At 68.9% G+C, this 19422-nt stretch carries 17 protein-coding genes; 10 read left to right on the top strand and 7 right to left on the bottom strand.

The window, feature by feature from the left end:
• Positions 1–17 precede the first annotated feature (17 nt).
• From VJ976_RS10010 to VJ976_RS09985, 7 genes are all read left to right on the top strand, one after another.
• A complete protein-coding gene (locus tag VJ976_RS10010) occupies positions 18–971 on the top strand; it encodes a carbohydrate kinase family protein (protein WP_324100072.1) in 954 nt (317 codons plus the stop codon).
• The gene (locus VJ976_RS10005; protein WP_324100071.1) at positions 962–1828 is read left to right on the top strand and encodes an aldolase; all 867 of its coding nucleotides are present in this window, start codon (positions 962–964) and stop codon (positions 1826–1828) included. The genes VJ976_RS10010 and VJ976_RS10005 overlap by 10 nt, the downstream gene beginning before the upstream one ends.
• A complete protein-coding gene (locus VJ976_RS10000) occupies positions 1825–3252 on the top strand; it encodes a hypothetical protein (RefSeq protein WP_324100070.1) in 1428 nt (475 codons plus the stop codon). Before VJ976_RS10005 ends, VJ976_RS10000 begins: the two co-directional genes overlap by 4 nt.
• 2 nt (positions 3253–3254) lie before the next feature.
• A complete protein-coding gene (locus tag VJ976_RS09995; protein ID WP_324100069.1) occupies positions 3255–5483 on the top strand; it encodes a glycoside hydrolase family 31 protein in 2229 nt (742 codons plus the stop codon).
• 281 nt (positions 5484–5764) lie between these two features.
• Positions 5765–6787 (top strand): NAD(P)-dependent alcohol dehydrogenase, encoded by a 1023-nt coding sequence (locus VJ976_RS09990; protein WP_324100068.1) that lies wholly within the window; start codon positions 5765–5767, stop codon positions 6785–6787.
• 42 nt (positions 6788–6829) lie between these two features.
• Positions 6830–7000, top strand: a complete 171-nt coding sequence (locus tag VJ976_RS12690) for a CPBP family intramembrane glutamic endopeptidase (protein ID WP_414693616.1) — start codon at positions 6830–6832, stop codon at positions 6998–7000.
• Entirely contained in the window at positions 6994–7263 is a 270-nt protein-coding gene (locus VJ976_RS09985) for a hypothetical protein (protein ID WP_324100084.1), read from the top strand. Before VJ976_RS12690 ends, VJ976_RS09985 begins: the two co-directional genes overlap by 7 nt.
• Before the next feature lie 18 nt (positions 7264–7281).
• On the opposite strand, the gene VJ976_RS09980 is transcribed toward VJ976_RS09985, so the two are convergent.
• Complete coding sequence (locus VJ976_RS09980) at positions 7282–8574, bottom strand: cyclopropane-fatty-acyl-phospholipid synthase family protein (RefSeq protein WP_324100067.1); 1293 nt, start codon at positions 8572–8574, stop codon at positions 7282–7284.
• 133 nt (positions 8575–8707) lie between these two features.
• On the opposite strand from VJ976_RS09980, the gene VJ976_RS09975 reads away from it, so the two are divergent.
• From VJ976_RS09975 to VJ976_RS09965, 3 genes are all read left to right on the top strand, one after another.
• Positions 8708–10297 carry a BCCT family transporter gene (locus VJ976_RS09975; RefSeq protein WP_324100066.1) on the top strand — a complete coding sequence of 530 codons (1590 nt, stop codon included), beginning with the start codon at positions 8708–8710 and terminating at the stop codon, positions 10295–10297.
• A 184-nt stretch (positions 10298–10481) separates the two neighbouring features.
• Positions 10482–11309, top strand: coding sequence for a glycine betaine ABC transporter substrate-binding protein (locus VJ976_RS09970; protein WP_324100065.1), 828 nt, complete (start codon positions 10482–10484; stop codon positions 11307–11309).
• A 171-nt stretch (positions 11310–11480) separates the two neighbouring features.
• On the top strand, positions 11481–12134 hold the full coding sequence (locus tag VJ976_RS09965) for a class I SAM-dependent methyltransferase (RefSeq protein WP_324100064.1): 654 nt from the start codon (positions 11481–11483) through the stop codon (positions 12132–12134).
• Here the strand turns inward: VJ976_RS09965 and VJ976_RS09960 are convergent.
• The 6 genes from VJ976_RS09960 to VJ976_RS09935 form a co-directional block, all read right to left on the bottom strand.
• A complete protein-coding gene (locus VJ976_RS09960) occupies positions 12119–13648 on the bottom strand; it encodes a BCCT family transporter (protein ID WP_324100063.1) in 1530 nt (509 codons plus the stop codon). The genes VJ976_RS09965 and VJ976_RS09960 overlap by 16 nt on opposite strands.
• A gap of 135 nt (positions 13649–13783) precedes the next feature.
• Positions 13784–15364: a cation:proton antiporter family protein gene (locus tag VJ976_RS09955; protein WP_324100062.1), complete on the bottom strand. Its 1581-nt coding sequence runs from the start codon at positions 15362–15364 to the stop codon at positions 13784–13786.
• 64 nt (positions 15365–15428) lie between these two features.
• Entirely contained in the window at positions 15429–16193 is a 765-nt protein-coding gene (locus VJ976_RS09950) for a type 1 glutamine amidotransferase (protein ID WP_324100061.1), read from the bottom strand.
• Between the two features lie 55 nt (positions 16194–16248).
• Entirely contained in the window at positions 16249–17370 is a 1122-nt protein-coding gene (locus VJ976_RS09945; protein WP_324100060.1) for an oligopeptide/dipeptide ABC transporter ATP-binding protein, read from the bottom strand.
• Entirely contained in the window at positions 17363–18424 is a 1062-nt protein-coding gene (locus tag VJ976_RS09940) for an ABC transporter ATP-binding protein (RefSeq protein WP_324100059.1), read from the bottom strand. The genes VJ976_RS09945 and VJ976_RS09940 overlap by 8 nt, the downstream gene beginning before the upstream one ends.
• 10 nt (positions 18425–18434) lie before the next feature.
• Positions 18435–19415 (bottom strand): ABC transporter permease, encoded by a 981-nt coding sequence (locus tag VJ976_RS09935; RefSeq protein ID WP_414693614.1) that lies wholly within the window; start codon positions 19413–19415, stop codon positions 18435–18437.
• Between the last annotated feature and the right edge of the window lie 7 nt (positions 19416–19422).

Here is a 19422-nt window from a genome sequence, read left to right as displayed (position 1 = left end):
GGATACGTCGATCCTCTGTGAGACAGGGTGAATCGAGGTCCGGACCGTTGCCACATGGCAGTCTGCTGGTCTTCGTGGGTGTCTGCACGATGGACACCATCGCCGCCGTGGACGGCTACCCCGAGCCGGACTCACGCTCGCTCGCCCGTGCCCTGGTTCGGGCCGGAGGCGGCCCCGCGGCCACCGCCGCCGTAGCCGCGGCACGACTCGGCTGTCAGACCTCGCTCATCAGCGCGGTCGGTGACGATGCCGATGGTCGGGCGATCATCGCCGAGCTGCAGGCCGAGGGGGTCGGGGTCGACGCCGTGCGCCAGGCCGCCGACGAGGCGTCCGGAGCCAGCTCGGTCACCATCGACCTGAAGCAGCACACCCGGGCGATCGTGAACCGCCCGCCGCCGTCGCTCGACGTCGACAGCCCGGAGGCCCGCGCGACGCTCGCGCGAGCGCACTGGGTCCATGCCGACCAGGCCGGGCTGGCGGTCTTCGACTCCCCCTCGTGCGCGCCCTCGTCGTTGCGCAGCTACGACGGGGGTAACCCGGCTAGAGACCTCGACGTGTCGGGACTGGACCTGTATGCGCCGACGGTCCGCCAGCTCGCCAGCCAGTTCCCGGAGCAGACCGACATCGGCGGCATGATGCGGTCGGCGCGTCGCGCCGGCGCCTCCCGGGTCGTGGTCACGGACGGTCCGCAGGGTGCCTACGCCATGGACGTCGACACCGACGCGGTGGCACACGTCCCCGCCGCGTCCGGTGCGGTCTCCTCCACGCTGGGTGCCGGTGATGTGTTCCACGGCGCCTTGGTGGCGGCGCTCGCCGCCGAGCACGACCTGCTGACCTCGGTCGCCATCGCCAACACCGTCGCCGTCGCCTCGTGCTCGGGTCTCGACGGCCGGTCGGCCGTCCCGGCCCTGAGCATTCGTGACACCACCCTCGACGACCTCGCCCTCCAAGGAGACATCTCGTGGCTGTGACCGACCTGTCCGCGCTACAACGCGCTTCCGGCGCCTTCGCGATGCTCGCCGTCGACCAGCGCGAGGCCCTCCGGACCATGCTCGCGCAACACCGCAGTGATCGCGTCTCCGACGAGGAGGTGCGCGACTTCAAGCTGACGGCTGCCCGGGCGCTGACGCCGTACGCCTCCGGGGTGCTCATCGACCGTCAGTTCGCCTGGGACGCGGCCATCGAGCACCAGGTCACGTCGCCCGACTGCGGGCTCATCGCCGCAGCGGACCACTTCGAGCCTGCTCATGGGGAGCTGGTGGGCAAGGTGACGATCGACCGGGAGGTCGACCCGGGCCGGTACAAGGCGGCCGGTGCCGTGGCCCTGAAGCTGTTGGTCCTCTACCGTCCCGACGAGGATCCGTCGGGACGGGTGTCGATGGTGGGGGAGTTCGTTCGGATGTGCCGCGAGCACGCGCTGATCAGCATCATCGAGCCCGTCTCGCGAGCCCCCGTGGCGGGCGGCGACCACGACTGGGAGGCAGGTGTGCTGGCGGCGGCCACCGAGCTGGGGTCGCTGGGCGCGGACCTGTACAAGGCCGAGGTCCCTACCCGTGGTCAGGGGTCCGAGGCGGAGATCCGCCGCGGGTGCGCGGCCCTCAGCGCGACCATCGACGGCCCATGGGTGGTGCTGTCCTCCGGGGTGCCCCCGGAGCGGTTCGCCGACGCCGTGCGCCTGGCTTGCATGGAGGGAGCCCGAGGTTTCCTTGCCGGGCGGGCCGTCTGGGCTGCGTGCATCGGTTCCGATGACATGACGCAGTGTCTGACCAGTGCCGCCGTCCGCCGCTTGCAGCGACTGTGTGACGTCGTCGACGAGGCTGTCGCATGAGGCCCGCGGTGCTGGTGGTCGCCACCGCGCGCCCGACGTTCGCCGTCGAGGTCGCTCGCGAGCGAGCAGAACAGGCGCGGGCCCTCCTGCAGGAGCTGGGCGCCGACGTCACGGGTCCCCCCGGCCTCGTCATGTCCGAGGACGACCTCCAGGCCGCTCGTGCGGTCATCGACGCCGACGGCGGAGTGGAAAGCTACGACCTGGTCGTCCACGTCTGCGCGAGCTTCTCCGACGCGAGCCCGGCGCTCGCCCTCTACGCTGGCCTACCCTCGCCGGTGGTGCTCTGGGCGATGCGTGAGCCAGGACCGGTGGGTGACCGGCTGTGGCTGAACTCGCTGTGCGGGGCGAACCTCTTCGGCCACGCCATCATCCGCGAAGGTGGCCGCGTGCGGCTGGTCTACGGCGACCCCGGCGACGCGGGGGTCGAGGAGTCGCTGGGTGCGGCGCTGCGTGGAGAGCCCTCCTTGGTCGCCACGCTCGAGCCGGCGCGGGGCGAGCGTGCGGCCGAGGACACCGTCCGTGCCGCTCTGCGCTCCTTGGACGGCCGCTCGGTAGGGCTGGTGTCCGACGCGCCGACCGGTTTCACGCCCAGCGAGTTCGACCCCGACCTGCTGTCGGAGCTGTTCGGGATCACCACCCGCCGCTGGGAGCTGCCCGACCTCTTCGACCGCGTCGACGCCGTCGACCCCACAGAGCGTGACGCTGAGCTCCGCGAAGCCCGTGAGCAAAGGCCGGGCTTGGACGGCCTCGACGACGCTGAGGTCAGCAGGCACGCGGAGGTCACCGTGGCCCTGCGCGAGTGGGAGGCGGACGCCGAGCTGGCCGCTCTGGCGGTCCGGTGCTGGCCCGAGATCCCCACCGAACGAGGCGTCTGTCCCTGCTCGTCGCTGTCGCGGATCGCCGACGGGGGCACGCCCACCGCCTGCGAACGGGACGTCTACGGCTCGGTCACCATGCTGCTGATGCAGGCTCTGGGGTCCGGCCCGACGTACCTGGTCGACACCGTGGACCTCGAGGCCGAGGCCAACACCATCCGGGTATGGCACTGTGGCTCCGCCGCCAGCGTCCTGGCCGCCGACCCGGGCCAGGCCACACAGTCCACCCACTGCAACCGCGGCATTGGGGTGGCCGGGAACTTCCCGCTGCGGACGGGGCGTGTGGTGCTGGCACGTCTCACCGAGAACGTGACGCCGCACGGTGTGGACGGCCTGCGGCTGCTGATCACGGCGGGGGAGTCGGTGCCTGCACCCAACCGCTTCCAAGGCAACACTGCCGAGGTGCGGGTCGACCGGGACGCCGCCGCCCTGGTCGAGTCCCTCGTCCTCGAGGGATTTCCCCACCACACGGTCATCGCCTGGAACGATGTCCGGCCAGCACTGCGCACCGCCGCCGACATCCTCGGCATCCCGGTCGTGGAGTATTGACGATGACCTCGGGCGTCGAGACACAGATGCTCTGGCAGTGCACCGGCGTGCGGGCCGGGGAGCACCGAGTGGATCTCGACGTCAGCAGCACTCTGGTGGTCGGTCTCGGCCGGACGCCGGGTTGGCTGAACGGTGAGCCACTGGTGACGCAGGGGGTCGAGACGGCCATGCCCAACCTGCCCCACCTGGCGCTGCCGGACCTGGTTGTCCGCACCTGGACGGTGCGCGTCGAACCGGCAGGGCCCCGGGGTTTCCGGATTCTCGTGGCCGAGCCCGGCGCCTCCGTCTTCGAGGAGGGGGTGGACGCCTCATGGCTGGGGATCGTCACCGACCCCCGCGCCTCGCTGAGCCCTCGCGAGGGGGCCGGCCCGGATGTGCTCAGCCTGCAGGAGTCGCCCGACGAGATCGTGCTCACCGCGAGCAGTGGTCACCGGCTCGTCGTCGGCCGCCTGCCCTTCTCGCTGACCTTGCTCGACCCTGAGGGCCTCGTGCTGACGCGGACGTCGCATCGCCTCCGACAGGTAGCCGGGCTTCCGACCGCGCCCTCGGTCCTGGCCACACACAGCACCGTCACCCTGCAGCTGGAGCTCGCGCCACAGGAGCTCATCACCGGCTTCGGGGAGCAGTTCGGTGGCTGGGTGAAGAACGGGCAACGCCTCTTCCTGCGGGTGGAGGACGCGTTGGGGACCGGCACCGGGATGGCCTACAAGCCGGTGCCGGTGTGGCACGGGGCAGGGTGGTCCGGCTTCCTCAACACCGGCGCCAGCGTGAGCGCCGACGTGGGGCACTCGCTGCCCAGCGTGCTCAGCCTCGAGGTCCACGAGCCGGTGCTCGACCTCTTCCTGCTGCCGGGGCCGGACCTGCCGTCGCGACTCAGCGACTACACCGCCCTGACCGGTCGTGGCCACGAGCCACCCGACTGGGCCTTCGGCTACTGGGTCGGCAGATGTCGCTACCTCGATGCCACCCAGATGCTCGACGTCGCCGACTCCATGCGCGAGCACCAGGTGCCCTGCGACGTCCTCCATCTCGACCCCAACTGGCTCATCGTCGACCGGTTGAGCACCGACTTCATCTGGAACACCGACCGCTTCGGCTCACGGGCCGCTTTCGTCGCCGCGCTGGCCGAGCGGAACATGAGGCTGTCGGTCTGGGAGCTGCCGTATCTCGACCCGGCGTCGCCGATGTATCTCGAGGCGGCCGAGGGAGGCCATCTGGTGTTGACGACGCACGGAGACGTCGCCACGGTGGAGGGCACTCCGACACCGGACGGTCGACCGCGGGCACTGATCGACCTGTCCGCTGAGCACACCCGCGCGTGGTGGCTCGAGAAGCACCGAGCGTTCATCGAGGACGGTGTCGCCGTGTTCAAGACCGACTTCGGCGAGGGCCTTCCCGACGATGCCGTGCTGGGTGACGGCACCCCGGCGGCCCATGCGCACAACCTCTTCCCGCTGCGCTACAACGGCGCCGTGCACGACGGCATCGGTGTTCTGACCGGCCGCACCCCACTGGTCTGGGGTCGTTCCGGGTGGGCCGGCTCGCAGCGGTATCCGGGCCAGTGGGGTGGCGACGCCGAGTCGACCGTGGCGGGGATGAGTGCCACCTTGCGGGGCGGCCTGTCTTACGCGGTGAGCGCCCCCGGCCTGTGGAGCCACGATATCGGTGGCTTCTTCGGCCCAGAGCTCACGACCGGCCTGTACGTGCGCTGGACCCAGTTCGGCGCGCTGTCACCGCTGATGCGCACACACGGACTCCGCCCGCGCGAGCCGTGGGCCTTCGGTGAGGACGCGCTGGCGATCTGCCGGAGCTGGATCCGCCTGCGCTACTCGCTGCTGCGCTACCTCCTGCGCGTGGCGGCGGACGTGGCCGAGCACGGATGGCCGATGCTGCGGCCACTGAGCTTCCACTACCCCGACGACCCCGTGGCCGAGAGGGTCGACGACCAGTTCATGCTGGGCCCCGACCTGCTCGTCGTGCCGATCTTCGACGACGGCCTGGCTCCAGTGTCTCGTCGGTACTACGTCCCCGAGGGCGGCTGGCGGGACATGATCACCGGTAGCCGGTGGGAGGGCCCGGCCTGGGTCCGCGAGGAGGTGCCGTTGGAACGGATGCCCGTCCTCGTGCGGGACGGCGTCGACCTCGGTCGCGTCGAGATCGACGAGACGGTGCGTTGCGTCGAGGACGTGCTCGCCCGGATCGGCGCCGACACCCCTTCCGGAGACGGTTGACGGTCAGGTCCCATTCGACAGCAGCCTCCTCGACGAGACGGGTCGCTCAGGCCAGCATCTCAGCGCGCGCGGCATCTGCGCCGACCCGGCCAGGTAGAGCCGCCACACCGGTGACATCGACCTCATTGGGCTCGGTGGGCCCGATATGGACGCCTGTCACGACACGGGCCAGGCGCTGCTGGCGGGGTACGGCTTCCGGGCGACCGACCGGCCTGCGGCGCGCCCGCAACCAGGACCGCGACACCTGTCACAGACTCCCGGCCGCATGTACGGTCGCTGGGATGAAGGCAGTGGTCCACGAGCGCTACGGCGTCATCGACAGTCTGCGGGTCGCCGAGGTTCCTCGACCCCAGCCCGCTGCTGACGAACTGTTGGTCCAGGTGCGGGCAGCCTCCGTTCATCCCGATGTGTGGCATGTCGTGGCCGGGCGTCCATCGGTGCTGCGTCTCATGGGTTCGGGAGTGCGCCGCCCCCGGCAGCCGGTGCCCGGCACGGATGTCGCCGGTGTCGTCGAGGCCGTGGGCGCGGAGGTCACTCGGTTCACCCCGGGAGACGAGGTGTTCGGCGAGACTCTTCGCGGACATCAGTGGCGCCACGGCGGTGCGTACGCCGAGTACGCGACCCTGCCCGAGGAGGGTGCCGCCCTCAAGCCCGGCGGGGTCGGGTTCGAGGAGGCGTCGGCAGTTCCGACCGCTGGCCTGATCGCGCTGGCCAACCTTCCGCAGCGCCGGGTGCCCCAGGGCCTTCGAGTGCTGGTCAACGGGGCGGCCGGCGGGGTCGGGGCCATGGTGATGCAGCTCGCCAAGGCCTATGGGGCCGAGGTCACTGGGGTCGACCACGAGCGCAAGCTCGGCCTGCTGCAGTCGTTGGGGGCGGACCGCACCATCGACTACACGCGGGAGGACTTCACTCGCAGTGGCGAACGATGGGACCTGATCGTGGACGTGCCCGGGAACCACGCCTTCACGGACATCCGTCGTGCCCTGGTGCCGGACGGGCACTACATCCTCATCGGCCACGACGCATTCGGCTCCGCCGGGCATCGCAGGTTGGGAAGCATCCCCCGCATGCTGGGGCTGGCGGCGCGCTCGACCGTTGCGCCGGAGCTGCGGGGCGGCTCGATGAGGACCCCGGCCAAGGCCGAGTCCATGGCCACGCTCGCGAACTACCTGGCGACGGCCCAGATCCGGGTCGTGGTGGACCGCACCTTCGCGCTCACTGAGGTGCCGGACGCACTGCGCTACCTGGCCTCGGGTCTTGCCGTCGGCCGCGTGGTCGTGCGGCCGGAGGACAACGCCGGGTGAGCGCCACTCGTCACGACGAGACGGGAGCCTGCGGGCGGCGTCCTGGTCGGGTTCGCCGAAGAGGTGCTCAGCCGCGGGTTCTTCGTCGAGATGCTCCGTGACGGCGGCCATGGTGGGCTGGTGGTCGTCCTCGTGTCCTCGCTCATGTTCGCGGCGCTGCATATGTTGAACGTGCTGGGCGGACGTCGCTCTTCGAGCTCGCTTTTCTGCTGATCTACACCTTCGCCTTCGGTGTCACGATGTACCTCACGTTTCGCGTGACCGGCAGGCTCGTGTGGGCGATCCTTCTGCACGCCACGACCGACCCCGCCACCTTCCTGCAGGTCGAGCACTCCGTCGAGGGAGTCTTGACGAGCGTGGCGAACCAGTCGAACTGGCCGGTCATCATCCTCGGTCTCACCCTCGTGTGGTTCGTCCGGGGTCGAGCCGGGAGACGGGAGAACGAGTCGGTGACGCCCTCGGTCGACGCTCGTTGAGCTCGACCCCGGGAGAGGTCAGCCGAGCATCTCGGCCCGGGTGCGCGGCATCTTCGCCGACCCGCGGGAGGTCGGCTTCGCAGCAAGCACCTGGGTGACCCCGAGCCGGTTGGAGGCGAAGCCGAGCGCCGACCCGGCCATGTAGAGCCGCCACACCCGGGCGCGGCCGGGGCTACTGAGCGCGACCGCCTCGTCCCAGTGAGCCTCCAGGTTGGCCACCCAGGCGCGCAGGGTGAGGTCGTAGTGCTCGCGCAGCGCCTCGACGTCGCGCACCTCGAAACCTGCCCCCTCGAGCTCCTCCACCACGGCGGCGATGGGTTCCAGCTCGCCGTCCGGAAAGACGTAGCGCTGCATGAACGAGGTCCGGTTGGCCTCCCACCCGGCCTCGGGCCGGCGCGAGATCGCGTGGTTGAGCAGCCGGCCACCGGCGCCCAGCTGGGCGTACAGCCCAGCCGCATAGATGGGCAGCTGGGCCACTCCGACGTGCTCGGACATGCCGATGCTCGCGATCGCGTCGTAAGGACCGTCGTCGACCTGCCGGTAGTCCTGCACGCGGATCTCGACCTGGTCGGCGAGGCCGCGTGCGGCGACGGCGGCCCTCGCGAAGGCCGCTTGCTCGGACGACAGGGTGATGCCGACCGCGTTGACCCCGTACCGCTCGGCGGCGTGCATCACGAACCCGCCCCACCCGCACCCCACGTCGAGCACTCTCATGTCGGGACGCAGCCCCAGTTTGCGGGCCACGAGGTCGAGCTTGGCGTACTGAGCCTGCTCGAGCCCGTACTCAGGCGAGGGCTCCTGCTCCCAGTAGGCGCACGAGTAGACCATCGAGTCACCCAGCACGAGACGGTAGAAGTCGTTGCCTACGTCGTAGTGGTGGGAGATCGCCTTGCGGTCACGAGTGAGACTGTGCAGTCCCCGCCGTCTGGCCCACGGCATCTCCTCCGGCGGGGGCTTGGGTCGGGGACCGACCGCGCGCAGGCGTAGGCCGGCGGCGAGCGCCGCGACGGTGGTGCGGGTGCCGGTCTGCACGCTGAGACGTCGTGCCGGTTCGGTCATCGCCTCGAGCCGCGAGAGGGCCTGCATCATGTCGTCGCCGATGAGCAGGTCGCCGGAGACGAACGCACGCGCGAACCCGAGCTCGTTGGGCTCCCACAGCAGATGACGTAGCGCGCGGCGCCGGACGAAACGCAACCGCACGCCGCTGTCGGTCGGACCCCGCGAGCTCCCGTCCCAGCACTCGACCCGGACGGGCAGGTCCGAGCCCACGATCGCCTCGGCCAAGGGCTGGATCACGTCGGCGGCAGGCATCAGGTAGCTCCTTCGCGGGTCGTGACACCGTGCGCGTGGCAGCCTACGGCAGGCCCGAGTGGCGGGCCTGTTGTGACCCGGTAGGCTCTAACGCTCGATAAGCCCCTAGGGCTGAATATTGAGAGGATGCTCCGTGAAGCAGCAGAACTCAGAGCTCGGCGTGGTTTTCTACGCGTCCTTGGGCTTCGCGATCGCATTCCTGGTCTGGGGGGCGCTGTTCACCGGCAACCTCTCCACCGTCACCTCAGGAATCCTCAGCTTCGTGATCTCCAGCTTCGGCTGGTTGTACCTCATCGCCACCACCCTCTTTCTCGCGTTCCTCGCCTTTCTGGCTTTCTCGCGCTTCGGCAAGGTTCGCCTTGGCAAGGACGACGAGGAGCCCGAGTTCGGACGTGCGTCCTGGTTCGCGATGCTCTTCGCCGCGGGCATGGGGACCGGCCTGGTCTTCTGGGGTGTGGCCGAGCCGATCTCGCATCTGAGCACCCCGCCTTACCAGATGGCCGAGCCGGGCAGCGCCGCGGCTGCCGAGCTGGGAATGCGCTACTCGTACTTCCATTGGGGCCTACACCCCTGGGCGGTCTACGGAACGGTGGCGCTCGCGCTGGCGTACTTCACCTTCCGGCGCGACGGCGGAGGCCTGATCAGCTCGATCTTCCGTCCTCTGCTGGGTGATCGGGTCGACGGACCGATCGGCAAGGGGATCGACATTCTGGGCATCATCGCGACTCTGTTCGGCGTGGCGGTCTCGCTCGGTTTCGGTTCCCTGCAGGTCAACGGCGGGCTGAGCTACCTCTTCGACGTGCCCAACAATGCGGGCGCCCAGATCGTCATCATCCTCATCATCACCGTGTTGTTCATGATGTCGGCGATCACAGGAATCGGCCGGGGTATTCGTTATCTCAGCAACGTCAACATGGTTCTGGCCGCCTTCCTGCTGCTCTTCGTCTTCGTCTTCGGCCCGACCGTGTTCATTGTCGACACCTTCACCCAGATGGTCGGGAACTACGCCGGCGCACTCATACCGATGAGCTTCAACCAGAATGTCTTCGCCAGTGACGGCACCTGGGCGCAGAACTGGACGCTCTTCTACTGGGCGACGTGGATCGCCTGGGCCCCTTTCGTCGGCAGCTTCATCGCTCGGATATCCAGAGGGCGCACGATCCGCGAGTTCATCGTGGCCGTGCTCTTCGTGCCGAGCATCGTGAGCTTCTTCTGGTTCTCGACGCTGGGCGGTACGGCGATCCAGCTGGTGCGCGAGGGGGGCGCGAACGCGATCACCGAGGCCGTGGGAAACAACGTGGCGACTGCGCTCTTCGTCACCTTCGACCGGTTGCCCGGTTCGTTCATCACCTCAGTGGTCGCCATCTTCCTCGTGAGCGTGTTCTTCATCACCTCGGCCGACTCCGCCTCGTTCGTGCTGGCGAGCATGACCACCGGTGGGAACCTGAATCCCCCGACCTTCGTCAAGCTGGTCTGGGGTGCCGTCATCGCGTCCTTCGCGGGAGTGCTGCTCCTGGCCGGTGGGCTGGACGCGTTGCAGAAGGTGGCCATCATCGCCGCCGTACCGTTCGCGGTCATCATGATCGCCATGTGCTTCTCGCTCTACAAGGCGTTGTTGAAGGAGCCCAAGCCGAACAAGGCGGAGAAGCCGTCCATCGAAACGCTGAAAGAGAAGGCAGCGGAGAGCATGCCCGGAAAAGCCGCCACAGGGGCGAAGGACTGAGATGCGCCGCCTGAGGAGGAGTGACCGTGGCGCCGCGCGAGGCTCGCGCCGCCCCGCGGCCCTGATGGGCGCACTGTGTGCGGCAGGCGCTGTCCTCACCGCCGGGTGTGGCAGCGGGCCTGTCGGCGGGTCCGGAAGCATTTCCGAGGACTTCGACCTGAGCAGCCCTCAGGGGACGGTGCGGATGACCGTGGGCTCCAAGAACTTCACCGAGCAGGAGGTTCTCGGCCAGATCACGATCCAGGCGCTGGAGGCCGCCGGCGCGGAGGTCGTGGACCGGACGGGGCTGGGGGACACCGAGGAGGTCCGCCGGGCCCTGGTCTCGGGGCGCATCGACATGTACTGGGAGTACACCGGCACCGGCTGGCTCGTCCACCTGGCCGAGCCGGAAGCCATCGCCGATCCTGAAGAGCTGAGCGCGGAGGTGTCCGAGCTGGATGAGGAGCAGAACGGCGTTGCCTGGCTGGAACCGGCACCGGCCAACAACACGTACGCCATCGCGGTGGGGGAGCAGGCGGCACAAGAGCTCGGCGTCGAGAGCATCTCGGACCTGAAGAGCGTCCTGGAGGACCAGCCGGAGAAGGCGACCCTGTGCGTCGGGCCCGAGTTCGCCAACCGAGCCGACGGCCTGCCGGGAATGGAGAGGCACTACGGCTTCGAGTTCGACCCGAGCCGGGTCTCCCAGGTCTCGGCGACGACCGTCTACGGCGCCGTCGAGAAGGGGGAGACCTGCACCTTCGGTTCGGTCTTCCGCACCAACGGGCGCATCCCCGAGCTTGGCCTCGTGCTGCTGGAGGACGACGAGGACTTCTTCGCCGCATACAACCCCGCGCTCACCCTCCGCGAGGAGACCCTGGACAGCTACCCCGAGCTGACCGACCTCTTCCAGCCGATATCGGACCGGCTCGACACGGCAACCCTGCGACAGCTGAGCGCGGCGGTGGAGGTGCAGGGCGACGACCCCGCCACGGTCGCCGAGCGCTGGCTCGAGGAGAACGGCTTCACCGGCTAGCCACTCGCTCACGGGCCTGTCGCCCGGAAGTCGCGGCGAAGCGGGTGCATGGTGGCGCCAGCGCCAGCGCCCGCGGTGGCGTCGCGAGCCGCCTGCCCGCCGGTCCGGCCGTGCGCCGGTCCAGCAGTACAGTGGGAGGCCGAGGCGACACCGGAGCTGAGGGAGGCACAGGTGGCAGGAGACATCATCGGGCAGACCCCGGACATCTGGGGCGAGGAGTACGTCACGGACAGCACCACCGTGCAGCGCGACTACGACACCTTCGCCGCGGGAGGCCGCTACGACGAGACCTTCGTGGAGTGGGGCTACGTCGGCCCGCAGACAGCCGCTGCCGTCATGCTGAACTACGTCGGACTGCAGGCGCGAGTGCTGGACGCCGCCTGTGGGTCAGGGCTGACCGGCACGGCGATGCACGATCTCGGTTACACCCGCATCCACGGCATCGATATCTCTGAGAAGCTCTTGGCGCTCGCGGAGCAGACGGGTGCCTACGAGCAGGTCACCCCGGTCGACATGCAGGTCTTTCCGCTCCCTTTCGAGGACAACGAGTTCGATGCCGTGTGCTTCATCGGCGCGCTGACCTATTTCGAGACCCCCGAGATCCTGCGTCAGCTGTGCCGCATCGTCCGTCCCGGTGGGCATATCGTTTTCTCGCAGCGCGACGACATCATGCGCGACCAGAGCTATGAGGAGAACCTGGTGAACCTCGAACGCGAAGGATGGTGGGGACGTGTCTTCGGTACCGAGCCGATGCCGTACCTGCCGCGCCATCCGAAGTACGGAACGGCGATCAAGGTTCAGTACTTCGTCTACGAGGTGAGCTGACTTTTTTCTCTGTCCTGCCACAGCATGATGGCAAGAGACAGGCACAGCCCGACCAGGATCACCGTGAAGGGCAGCGCTGCGACGACGGCCGCACTGCGCAGGTCGGTCGGGCCCCCGCTCAGCAGGAGCACCGCGGCAAAGGCAGCGGCGAACGACCACATCAGCCGCAGTGGGCGAGGCGGCTTGAGGTGGCCGCCCGACGTCGCGCTGCCCAGCATGAACGACGCCGAGTCAGCCGAGGTGATGAACAGCAGCGCGAGCACCGGCGCCACCACCGCCGCCGTGAGAGACGTCAGCGGCAGGCTCTCGAAGACCGCCGCTGTGGCCACTGACTTCGCTTGGCTGGCCGTCTGGGCCACCTGAACCGCGCCCGTCGTCTCGCGCTGCAGGGCAGTCCCGCCGAGCACCGAGAACCACGCGAGCGTGACCGCGCTGGGAACGAGCACCACGCCGCAGACCACGCCGGCGATCGTGCGGCCCCGGGAGATCCGGGCGATGAACGTCCCCACGAAGGGCGCCCAGGCGATCCACCACGCCCAGAAGAAGTAGATCCATCCCGCGGTCCAGTCGCTGCCCGGCGCTCCCTCGGTGCCCAGGCTCATCGGCACCAGACTGCGGGTGAAGCCCGCCACGCCGGAGCCCAGCGTCGACACGATCGACGCTGTGGGCCCTACGACCAGCACGTACCCGAGGAGCACGGCGCACAAGGTGATGTTGGCCAGGCTCAGCCAGCGGATGCCCCTGCCCAGGCCGGTCATGGCCGAGACCGTGCTCACCGTCATCAGGGAGACGATGATGATCACCTTGGTGACGTACGTGTCGGGCGTGCCGAAGACGGTGTGCAGGCCGGCGCTCAGCTCCCCGGTCCCGAGCCCCAGTGAGGTCGCCACCCCGAAGAGGATGGCGACGACGGAGAGCACATCCACGACGTCACCGAGGCGTCCGTCCACGCGCCGGCCCAGCAGGGGTCGCAGTGCCGCGCTGACCAGCATCGGCCGGCCGCGGGTGAAGCTCGAGTAGCCGATGCTGATCGCCACCACCGCATAGATGGCCCAGGCGTGGGGGCCCCAGAACAGGAAGGAGTAGCGCATCGCCAGACGAGCGGCCTCGGGCGAGCCAGCCTCCGCGGCCCCGTAGGGCGGGTCCGCGAGGTGGATCAGCGGCTCCGCCGTGCCCCAGAAGAGAAAGCTCAGCCCGACGCCGGCGCTGATGAGCATGGCGATCCACGAGATGGCCCCGAACTCGGGGCGGGCGTCGGGGCCACCCAGACGTACCCGTCCGACGGGGGAGAGCCACAGCACCAGGACGAGGAGCAGAAGCCCGGTGACCACCAACGGGTAGACGGGGCCGACGGTGCCGACGACCCCTTCGCGCACGAAGGCCAGACCGCTGCTGAGACGAGCCGGAAAGAGCAGCCCGAAGACGACGAAGGCCAGCGATAGTGCGCACGAGGTGTAGAACACGAAGCCCAGCCGGGCCCGCTCTGGCGCTGCGGCCTCGGCCCGGTTGTCCATGGGTATCGATGGTAGCGACGCTGATTCTCAGCCTGTGGATAAGTCCAGGCATGTCGGTATGACCTGCGATACTGGACACAGGTTCGAGTCGGACAGTGATACCGCCCGCAGACTTGCCGACCGGGGGGCGACGGACTAGGTCGACGCCTCGATCTCGATCGCTTCGTCGGCGAGCTGGCGGCCGGCTCCGGAGTACAGCTGCAGGACCGTGTCCGCTCCGAGCCGTTTGACCTCTGCGGCTTCGTCGTCATATTGGGCCATCACCGCCACGGTCCCGGTGAAGTCGGCTTCCCGCAGCTGTCTCAACGCGACCAGGTTCGACCCGTGGAACGGCATCGCGAGCACCACCAGCTCGAGGTTCTTTCCGTTGGTCGCTCGCTCCCAGAAGGCGGCGTCAGTGGCGTCGGCCTCCTGCACGTCCAAGCCTTCCCGGGTCAGCCGCTCTACCCGGGCGAGGTCGATCTCCACGCCGACGACCGCCTTGCCGTACTCCTTCTCCAGCTGCTCGTACGCCGAGCGGCCGATGCGACCCATCCCGAACACGACGGCGGAGGCACGGCTCAGGTCGATGGGGCGATCCTCGGGGTGCAGACGGTGGGGATCCTGGGCGGGCAGGAGCGCGGTGGCTGCGGGGACGATCACCGTTTCGGAGCGGTTTGCGATCGCCGACAAGATGAAGCTGGCGGCGACGGCCACCGACAGCACCGCGAGCCACTCCTCGTCCAGCAGGCCAGATTCGACACCTACCGCCGCGACGATCAGCGCGAACTCCGAGTAGTTTCCGAGCGCCAGGCTCGCGAGTATCGAGGACCGATGCCCCAGACGCCGCCACCAGAGCAGAACGAAGAACAGCCCCGTCTTCACGGGCAGCAGCAAGAGGAAGGCCCCGGCCAGCACGACCGTCGACGCGGTGGGCAGGGTGCCCATCCCGATCGAGATGAAGAACCCGACGAGCAGGAGCTCCTTCAGGGTGAAGAGGCTCTTGGACAGCTCGCCGGCGGCCGGGTGGCTGGCGAGCAGCGCCCCGATGATTAGGGCTCCCAGGTCGCCCTTCAGGCCCACCAGCTCGAAGGCCGCGTAGCCGGGCACCAGAGCCATGACGATGCCGAAGAGGGCCTGCATCTCGCCGTGGGGAACCAGGTCCCAGACGCGTCGCAGCGCCCACGAGGCCGGCACGATCAGCAGCAAGGCGATGGCCCAGGGGCTCGGTGGCTCGCCGTCCGCGGCGGTGAGGAACATCACGGCCGCGATGTCCTGGATGATCAGCACCCCGATGGCCACACGGCCGTAGTGAGACTGCGACTCGCTGCGGTCCGAGAGCACCTTGACGACGAACACGGTGCTGGAGAACGACAGGGCGAAGGCGATGAGGACGATCTTTATCCATGTCACCTCGGCGGCCAGGCCCAAGCCGGCCAGGCCCAGGGTCCACACGAAGCTGGCGGCGATGACGACGTTGAGCACCATGTGCACCGACGCGGTGACCCACACCTCTGTGCGAAGCAGGCTGCGGATGTCCAGCTTGAGGCCGATACCGAAGAGCAGCAACGTGACCCCGAGGTCGGCCAGCGTCTGCAGGGCGGGGAACTCCGGGGCCCCCATGGCGTTCAGCGCAAAGCCCGCGGCGAGGAAGCCGACCAGGGGTGGCAGGCGGATCAGCACCGCAAGCATCGCGGCGACGAACGTCACGGCGAGGTAGAGCGAGACGTCGGCCACGGTACCTCCCTGCTCGCGAAGTGAAGCAGGTCCAGTCTGCCTTAGATCGGGCGGTTCCCGATCCTCAGCGGAGGCCGATCTCGAGGCCGGCTGTGGCGTCGCCGGCGGCGTAGGCGTGCACGATCTCGGCAAAGCGCAGCCCCAAAGGACGCCATGCTGCAAACACCTCGTCCTGCCGGTGGTCGAACTCGGTGGCCGCGTCGTGCAGGGCTTCGAGCACTCGAGCTGAGTCCGCGCCTGTCGAGCGGTGGATCGCCCAGCCGCGGAAGATCTCCGGGGTGACCTCGGGGTGGAACTGCACGCCCCAGGCGCGGGGGCCGAAGCGAGCCGCCTGGACCGAGCTGTCCGGGGCAGTCGCCAACACCGTCCCCCCCTCGGGCATCGGGGAGAGGATGTCCCCGTTCCACTGCAGTCCGAGCGATCCGGGCTCGGCACTGGAGAGCAAGGGGTCCTGCATGCCGGCGGCATTGGGGTGGAACCGCGTCAGCCCGCGGGCCTTGCCAGCAGGGTTGGGCACGGACGAGCCACCCATGGCGGCGCCGATGAGCTGGTGCCCCAGGCACACGCCCAACATGGGCGTCGTCCGGGACAGGGCGTCGTGGATGAGGTCTTTCGTCGGGGCCAGCCAGTCGTACTTCTGCTCGTCGTGGGCCCCCATGGCTCCGCCGAGGATGACGAGGGCGCTGTGCTCGCTCGCCGTGGCGGGGATGGTGTCGCCGCGATGGCCGCAACGGATGTCGAGCTGGAGCCCGCCTTCGGCCAACGACTCACCCAGCAGGGCCGGGGGGCAGGTGTCAGCGTGTTGAACCACGAGCACGGGGAGCACCATGGCGCCAATGTACTGGGCCCCGCCCGTAGCCACACGCCAGCGCGCGAGAGGGTGGTTACGCGAGCTCGGCGGCCGCCTGCGGCCGTTCGTCCTCGTCGTCCGGTTCGCTGGACTCCAGGCTCGGGTCCGTCGCCGTCGGGTTCACGACGTGCGCCTCGAGCTCACCGCTGTAGATCTGCTCGGCCCAGTGACAGGCGACGCGGTGTCCCTTGCTGGCTCCCGCGACCTCCACCGTGCGTAGCTCCGGCCGGACATCGTCGCACTTGGTCTCTTGCCGCCACGGGCAGCGGGTGTGGAACCGGCATCCCGAAGGTGGGTCCGACGGGCTCGGCAGGTCACCGGGAAGCAGCAGCTGCTCCCGCGAGTCCTCCACCTCCGGGTCCGGAACGGGCACGGCCGACATCAGCGCGCGCGAGTACGGATGCAGCGGGGTGTCGTACAGCTCGTCGGCGCTGCTCTCCTCCACCAGGGCCCCGAGGTACATGACGCCGATGCGGTCGCTGATATGCCGCACCACCGCCAGGTCATGGGCGATGACGAGATAGGTCAGGCCGAACTCGGTCTGCAGGTCCTGCAGCAGGTTGATCACCTGCGCCTGCACCGAGACGTCCAAGGCGCTGACCGGCTCATCCGCCACGATGAGCTGCGGGTCGACGGCCAGTGCCCGCGCGATCCCGACCCGCTGGCGCTGGCCGCCGGAGAACTCGTGCGGGTACTTCGACAAGGCGTTGCGCGGCAGCCCCACGGCCTGGAGTAGCTCCACGAGCCGCTCACGGGCGTCCTGCTCCTTCGTCAGCCCGTGGGCCTTCATGCCTTCCAGCAGAAGCTGCTCCACTGTCTGCCGGGGGTCCAGAGAGCCCAGTGGGTCCTGGAAGACCATCTGCATGTGCCGCCGCTGCTTGCGGAGCTTGTCGCCCTTGAGGGTGGCGAGGTTGGTCCCGTCGAAGTGCACCTCTCCCTCGCTGGCCTGCTCCAGCTGGAGCAGCGCTCGACCAAAGGTGGACTTGCCGCAGCCCGACTCACCGACCAGGCCGTACGTCTCGCCACGCGCGATCTCGAGGTCGATGCCGTCCACCGCGTAGACGTAGCCGACCGTACGGTCGAAGATGATCCCGGACTTGATCGGGAAGTGGACCTTCAGGTTCCGCACGTCGACCAAGAGGTCCGACTCACTCATCACGGCCCTCCTCGGCCTCAGGCTCGCTCGTGAGCGGGTTGTGGCAGCGCAACAGGCGATCGTCGCTGACGTCGTCGTCCTGCACCAGCTCCGGCGGGGTGTGACGGCACTCTTCCACCTCGCTGGAACACCGCGGGGCGAACGCGCAACCCTGTTCCCAGGCGATGTTGTCCGCCACCGACCCGGGCACCGGGTTCAGGCGGCCACCGCGAGGCTGGTTCAGCCGCGGGATGGACGCCAGAAGTCCGCCGGTGTAGGGGTGGCGGGGCACCTTGTACAGGTCGTGTCTGAGGCCGCGCTCGACGATGCGGCCGGCGTAGAGGACGTTGACCTCGTCACACAAGCCGGCGACGACGCCCAGATCGTGGGTGATCATGATCAGAGCGGTGTTCGACTCGGTCACGAGGTCCTTGAGCAGCGCGAGGATCTGGGCCTGGATGGTCACGTCCAGGGCGGTCGTCGGCTCGTCGGCGATGAGCAGCCGGGGCTCGCAGGCCAGCGCCATGGCGATCAGGGCGCGCTGGCGCATCCCCCCCGACAGCTGGTGCGGATACTCGTCGAGGCGTCGGCCCGGGTCTGGGATGCCGACCTTGCCGAGCAGCTCCTCGGACCGCTCGTTCGCCGGCCCCTGCTTCATCCCCTTGTGCCGTCGGAGCACTTCTGAGACCTGAACGCCGAGCGCGACCACCGGGTTCAGCGAGCTCAGCGGGTCCTGGAAGATCATCGCCACGTCAGCGCCGCGCATGTCGCGCATGGCCGAGTCAGACTGCTCGAGCAGGTCGGTGCCCTCGAAGCGGACGCTGCCGGTGACCGTGTTACCCCGGGCCGGCAACAAGCGCATGATGGCCAGTGAGGTGACCGACTTGCCGCAGCCGGACTCCCCGACCAGTCCGACGGTCTGACCGGGGGAGACCGAGAAGCTGACTCCGTCGACAGCGGTGAACGCCTTGTTGCCACGGCCGAACGTCACGCGGAGGTCCTCGACTTCGAGCAGCGGTCCGTCGTGGGGTCCGGACGACGCAGGTGGGGCCACGGCGGTACTGGTCTCACTCATGGCGCGCTCCTCAGCGTCGGGACTTGGGGTCGAGGGCCTCGCGCATGGACTCGCCCATCAAGGTGAAGCCGAGCGCGACGACGATGATGCACAGCGCGGGATAGACAGCCAGATGCGGGTAGGTGTTGAAGAACTGCTGGGCCTTGCCGAGCATCGCCCCCCACTCCGGGATGCTGTCGTCCGGGTTGCCCAGGCCGAGGAAGGACAGGGCCGCGGCGTCGATGATGGCGGTCGCCAGCACGAGGGTCGACTGGACGATGACCGGGCTGAGCGAGTTGGGGAGCATGTGACGGAAGATGATCGGTGCCGGCTTGACTCCGAGGGCTCGTGCGGCCAGCACGTGGTCACTGGTGCGCTGAGCGAGCATGGAGCCCCGGAGTAACCGGGCGAAGATGGGGATCTGGATGATCGCGATCGCAATGATCACCGTCCACTGAGAGGGGTTGGCGAACAGAGCGGCGATCGAGAACGCCATCAGCAGCGAGGGGATGGACAGCATCACGTCAACGATGCGCATCACCGAGGCGTCGACCCAGCCGCCCAAGCCCCCGGCCAAGGTGCCCAGGATGACTCCGCCGGTCAGCCCACCGAGGGTGGCCATGACCCCGACGATGAGGGTTTGGCGTGAGCCGACGATCAGGCGGGAGAGCAGGTCGCGGCCGGCGTTGTCGGCCCCGAGCGGGAAGCCTTCCTGCGGAGGGGGCACGGGGTTGCTCTGGGGGCTGATCTCGCCGATGAGATAGCGCGTGCTGGGGTCCTTCGGTGCGAGCCAGGGGGCGACCGCAGCGAGAATGACGAAGAGCACGATGATGGTCAGGCCGATGAGGAACACCGGATTGACGCGCAGCCGACGCCAGGCGCTCATCCAGAGGCTGACCCCGTCGCCCTCGGAGACCGCCCCCGACTCGGCGAGATCATCGATCTTCTGCTTCTTGCTGCGCCGGGTCCGCTCGGCCGCCTGGTCCGTCTCCGGCTGCGTCTTCTCGCTCATGGGTTCC

Source organism: Ornithinimicrobium sp. (assembly GCF_035267225.1).
In the GTDB taxonomy this organism is placed as follows: Bacteria; Actinomycetota; Actinomycetes; order Actinomycetales; family Dermatophilaceae; genus Ornithinicoccus.
The sequence above is the reverse complement of the archived record's forward strand: the minus strand, read 5'-3'. Positions and strand labels throughout refer to the sequence as shown.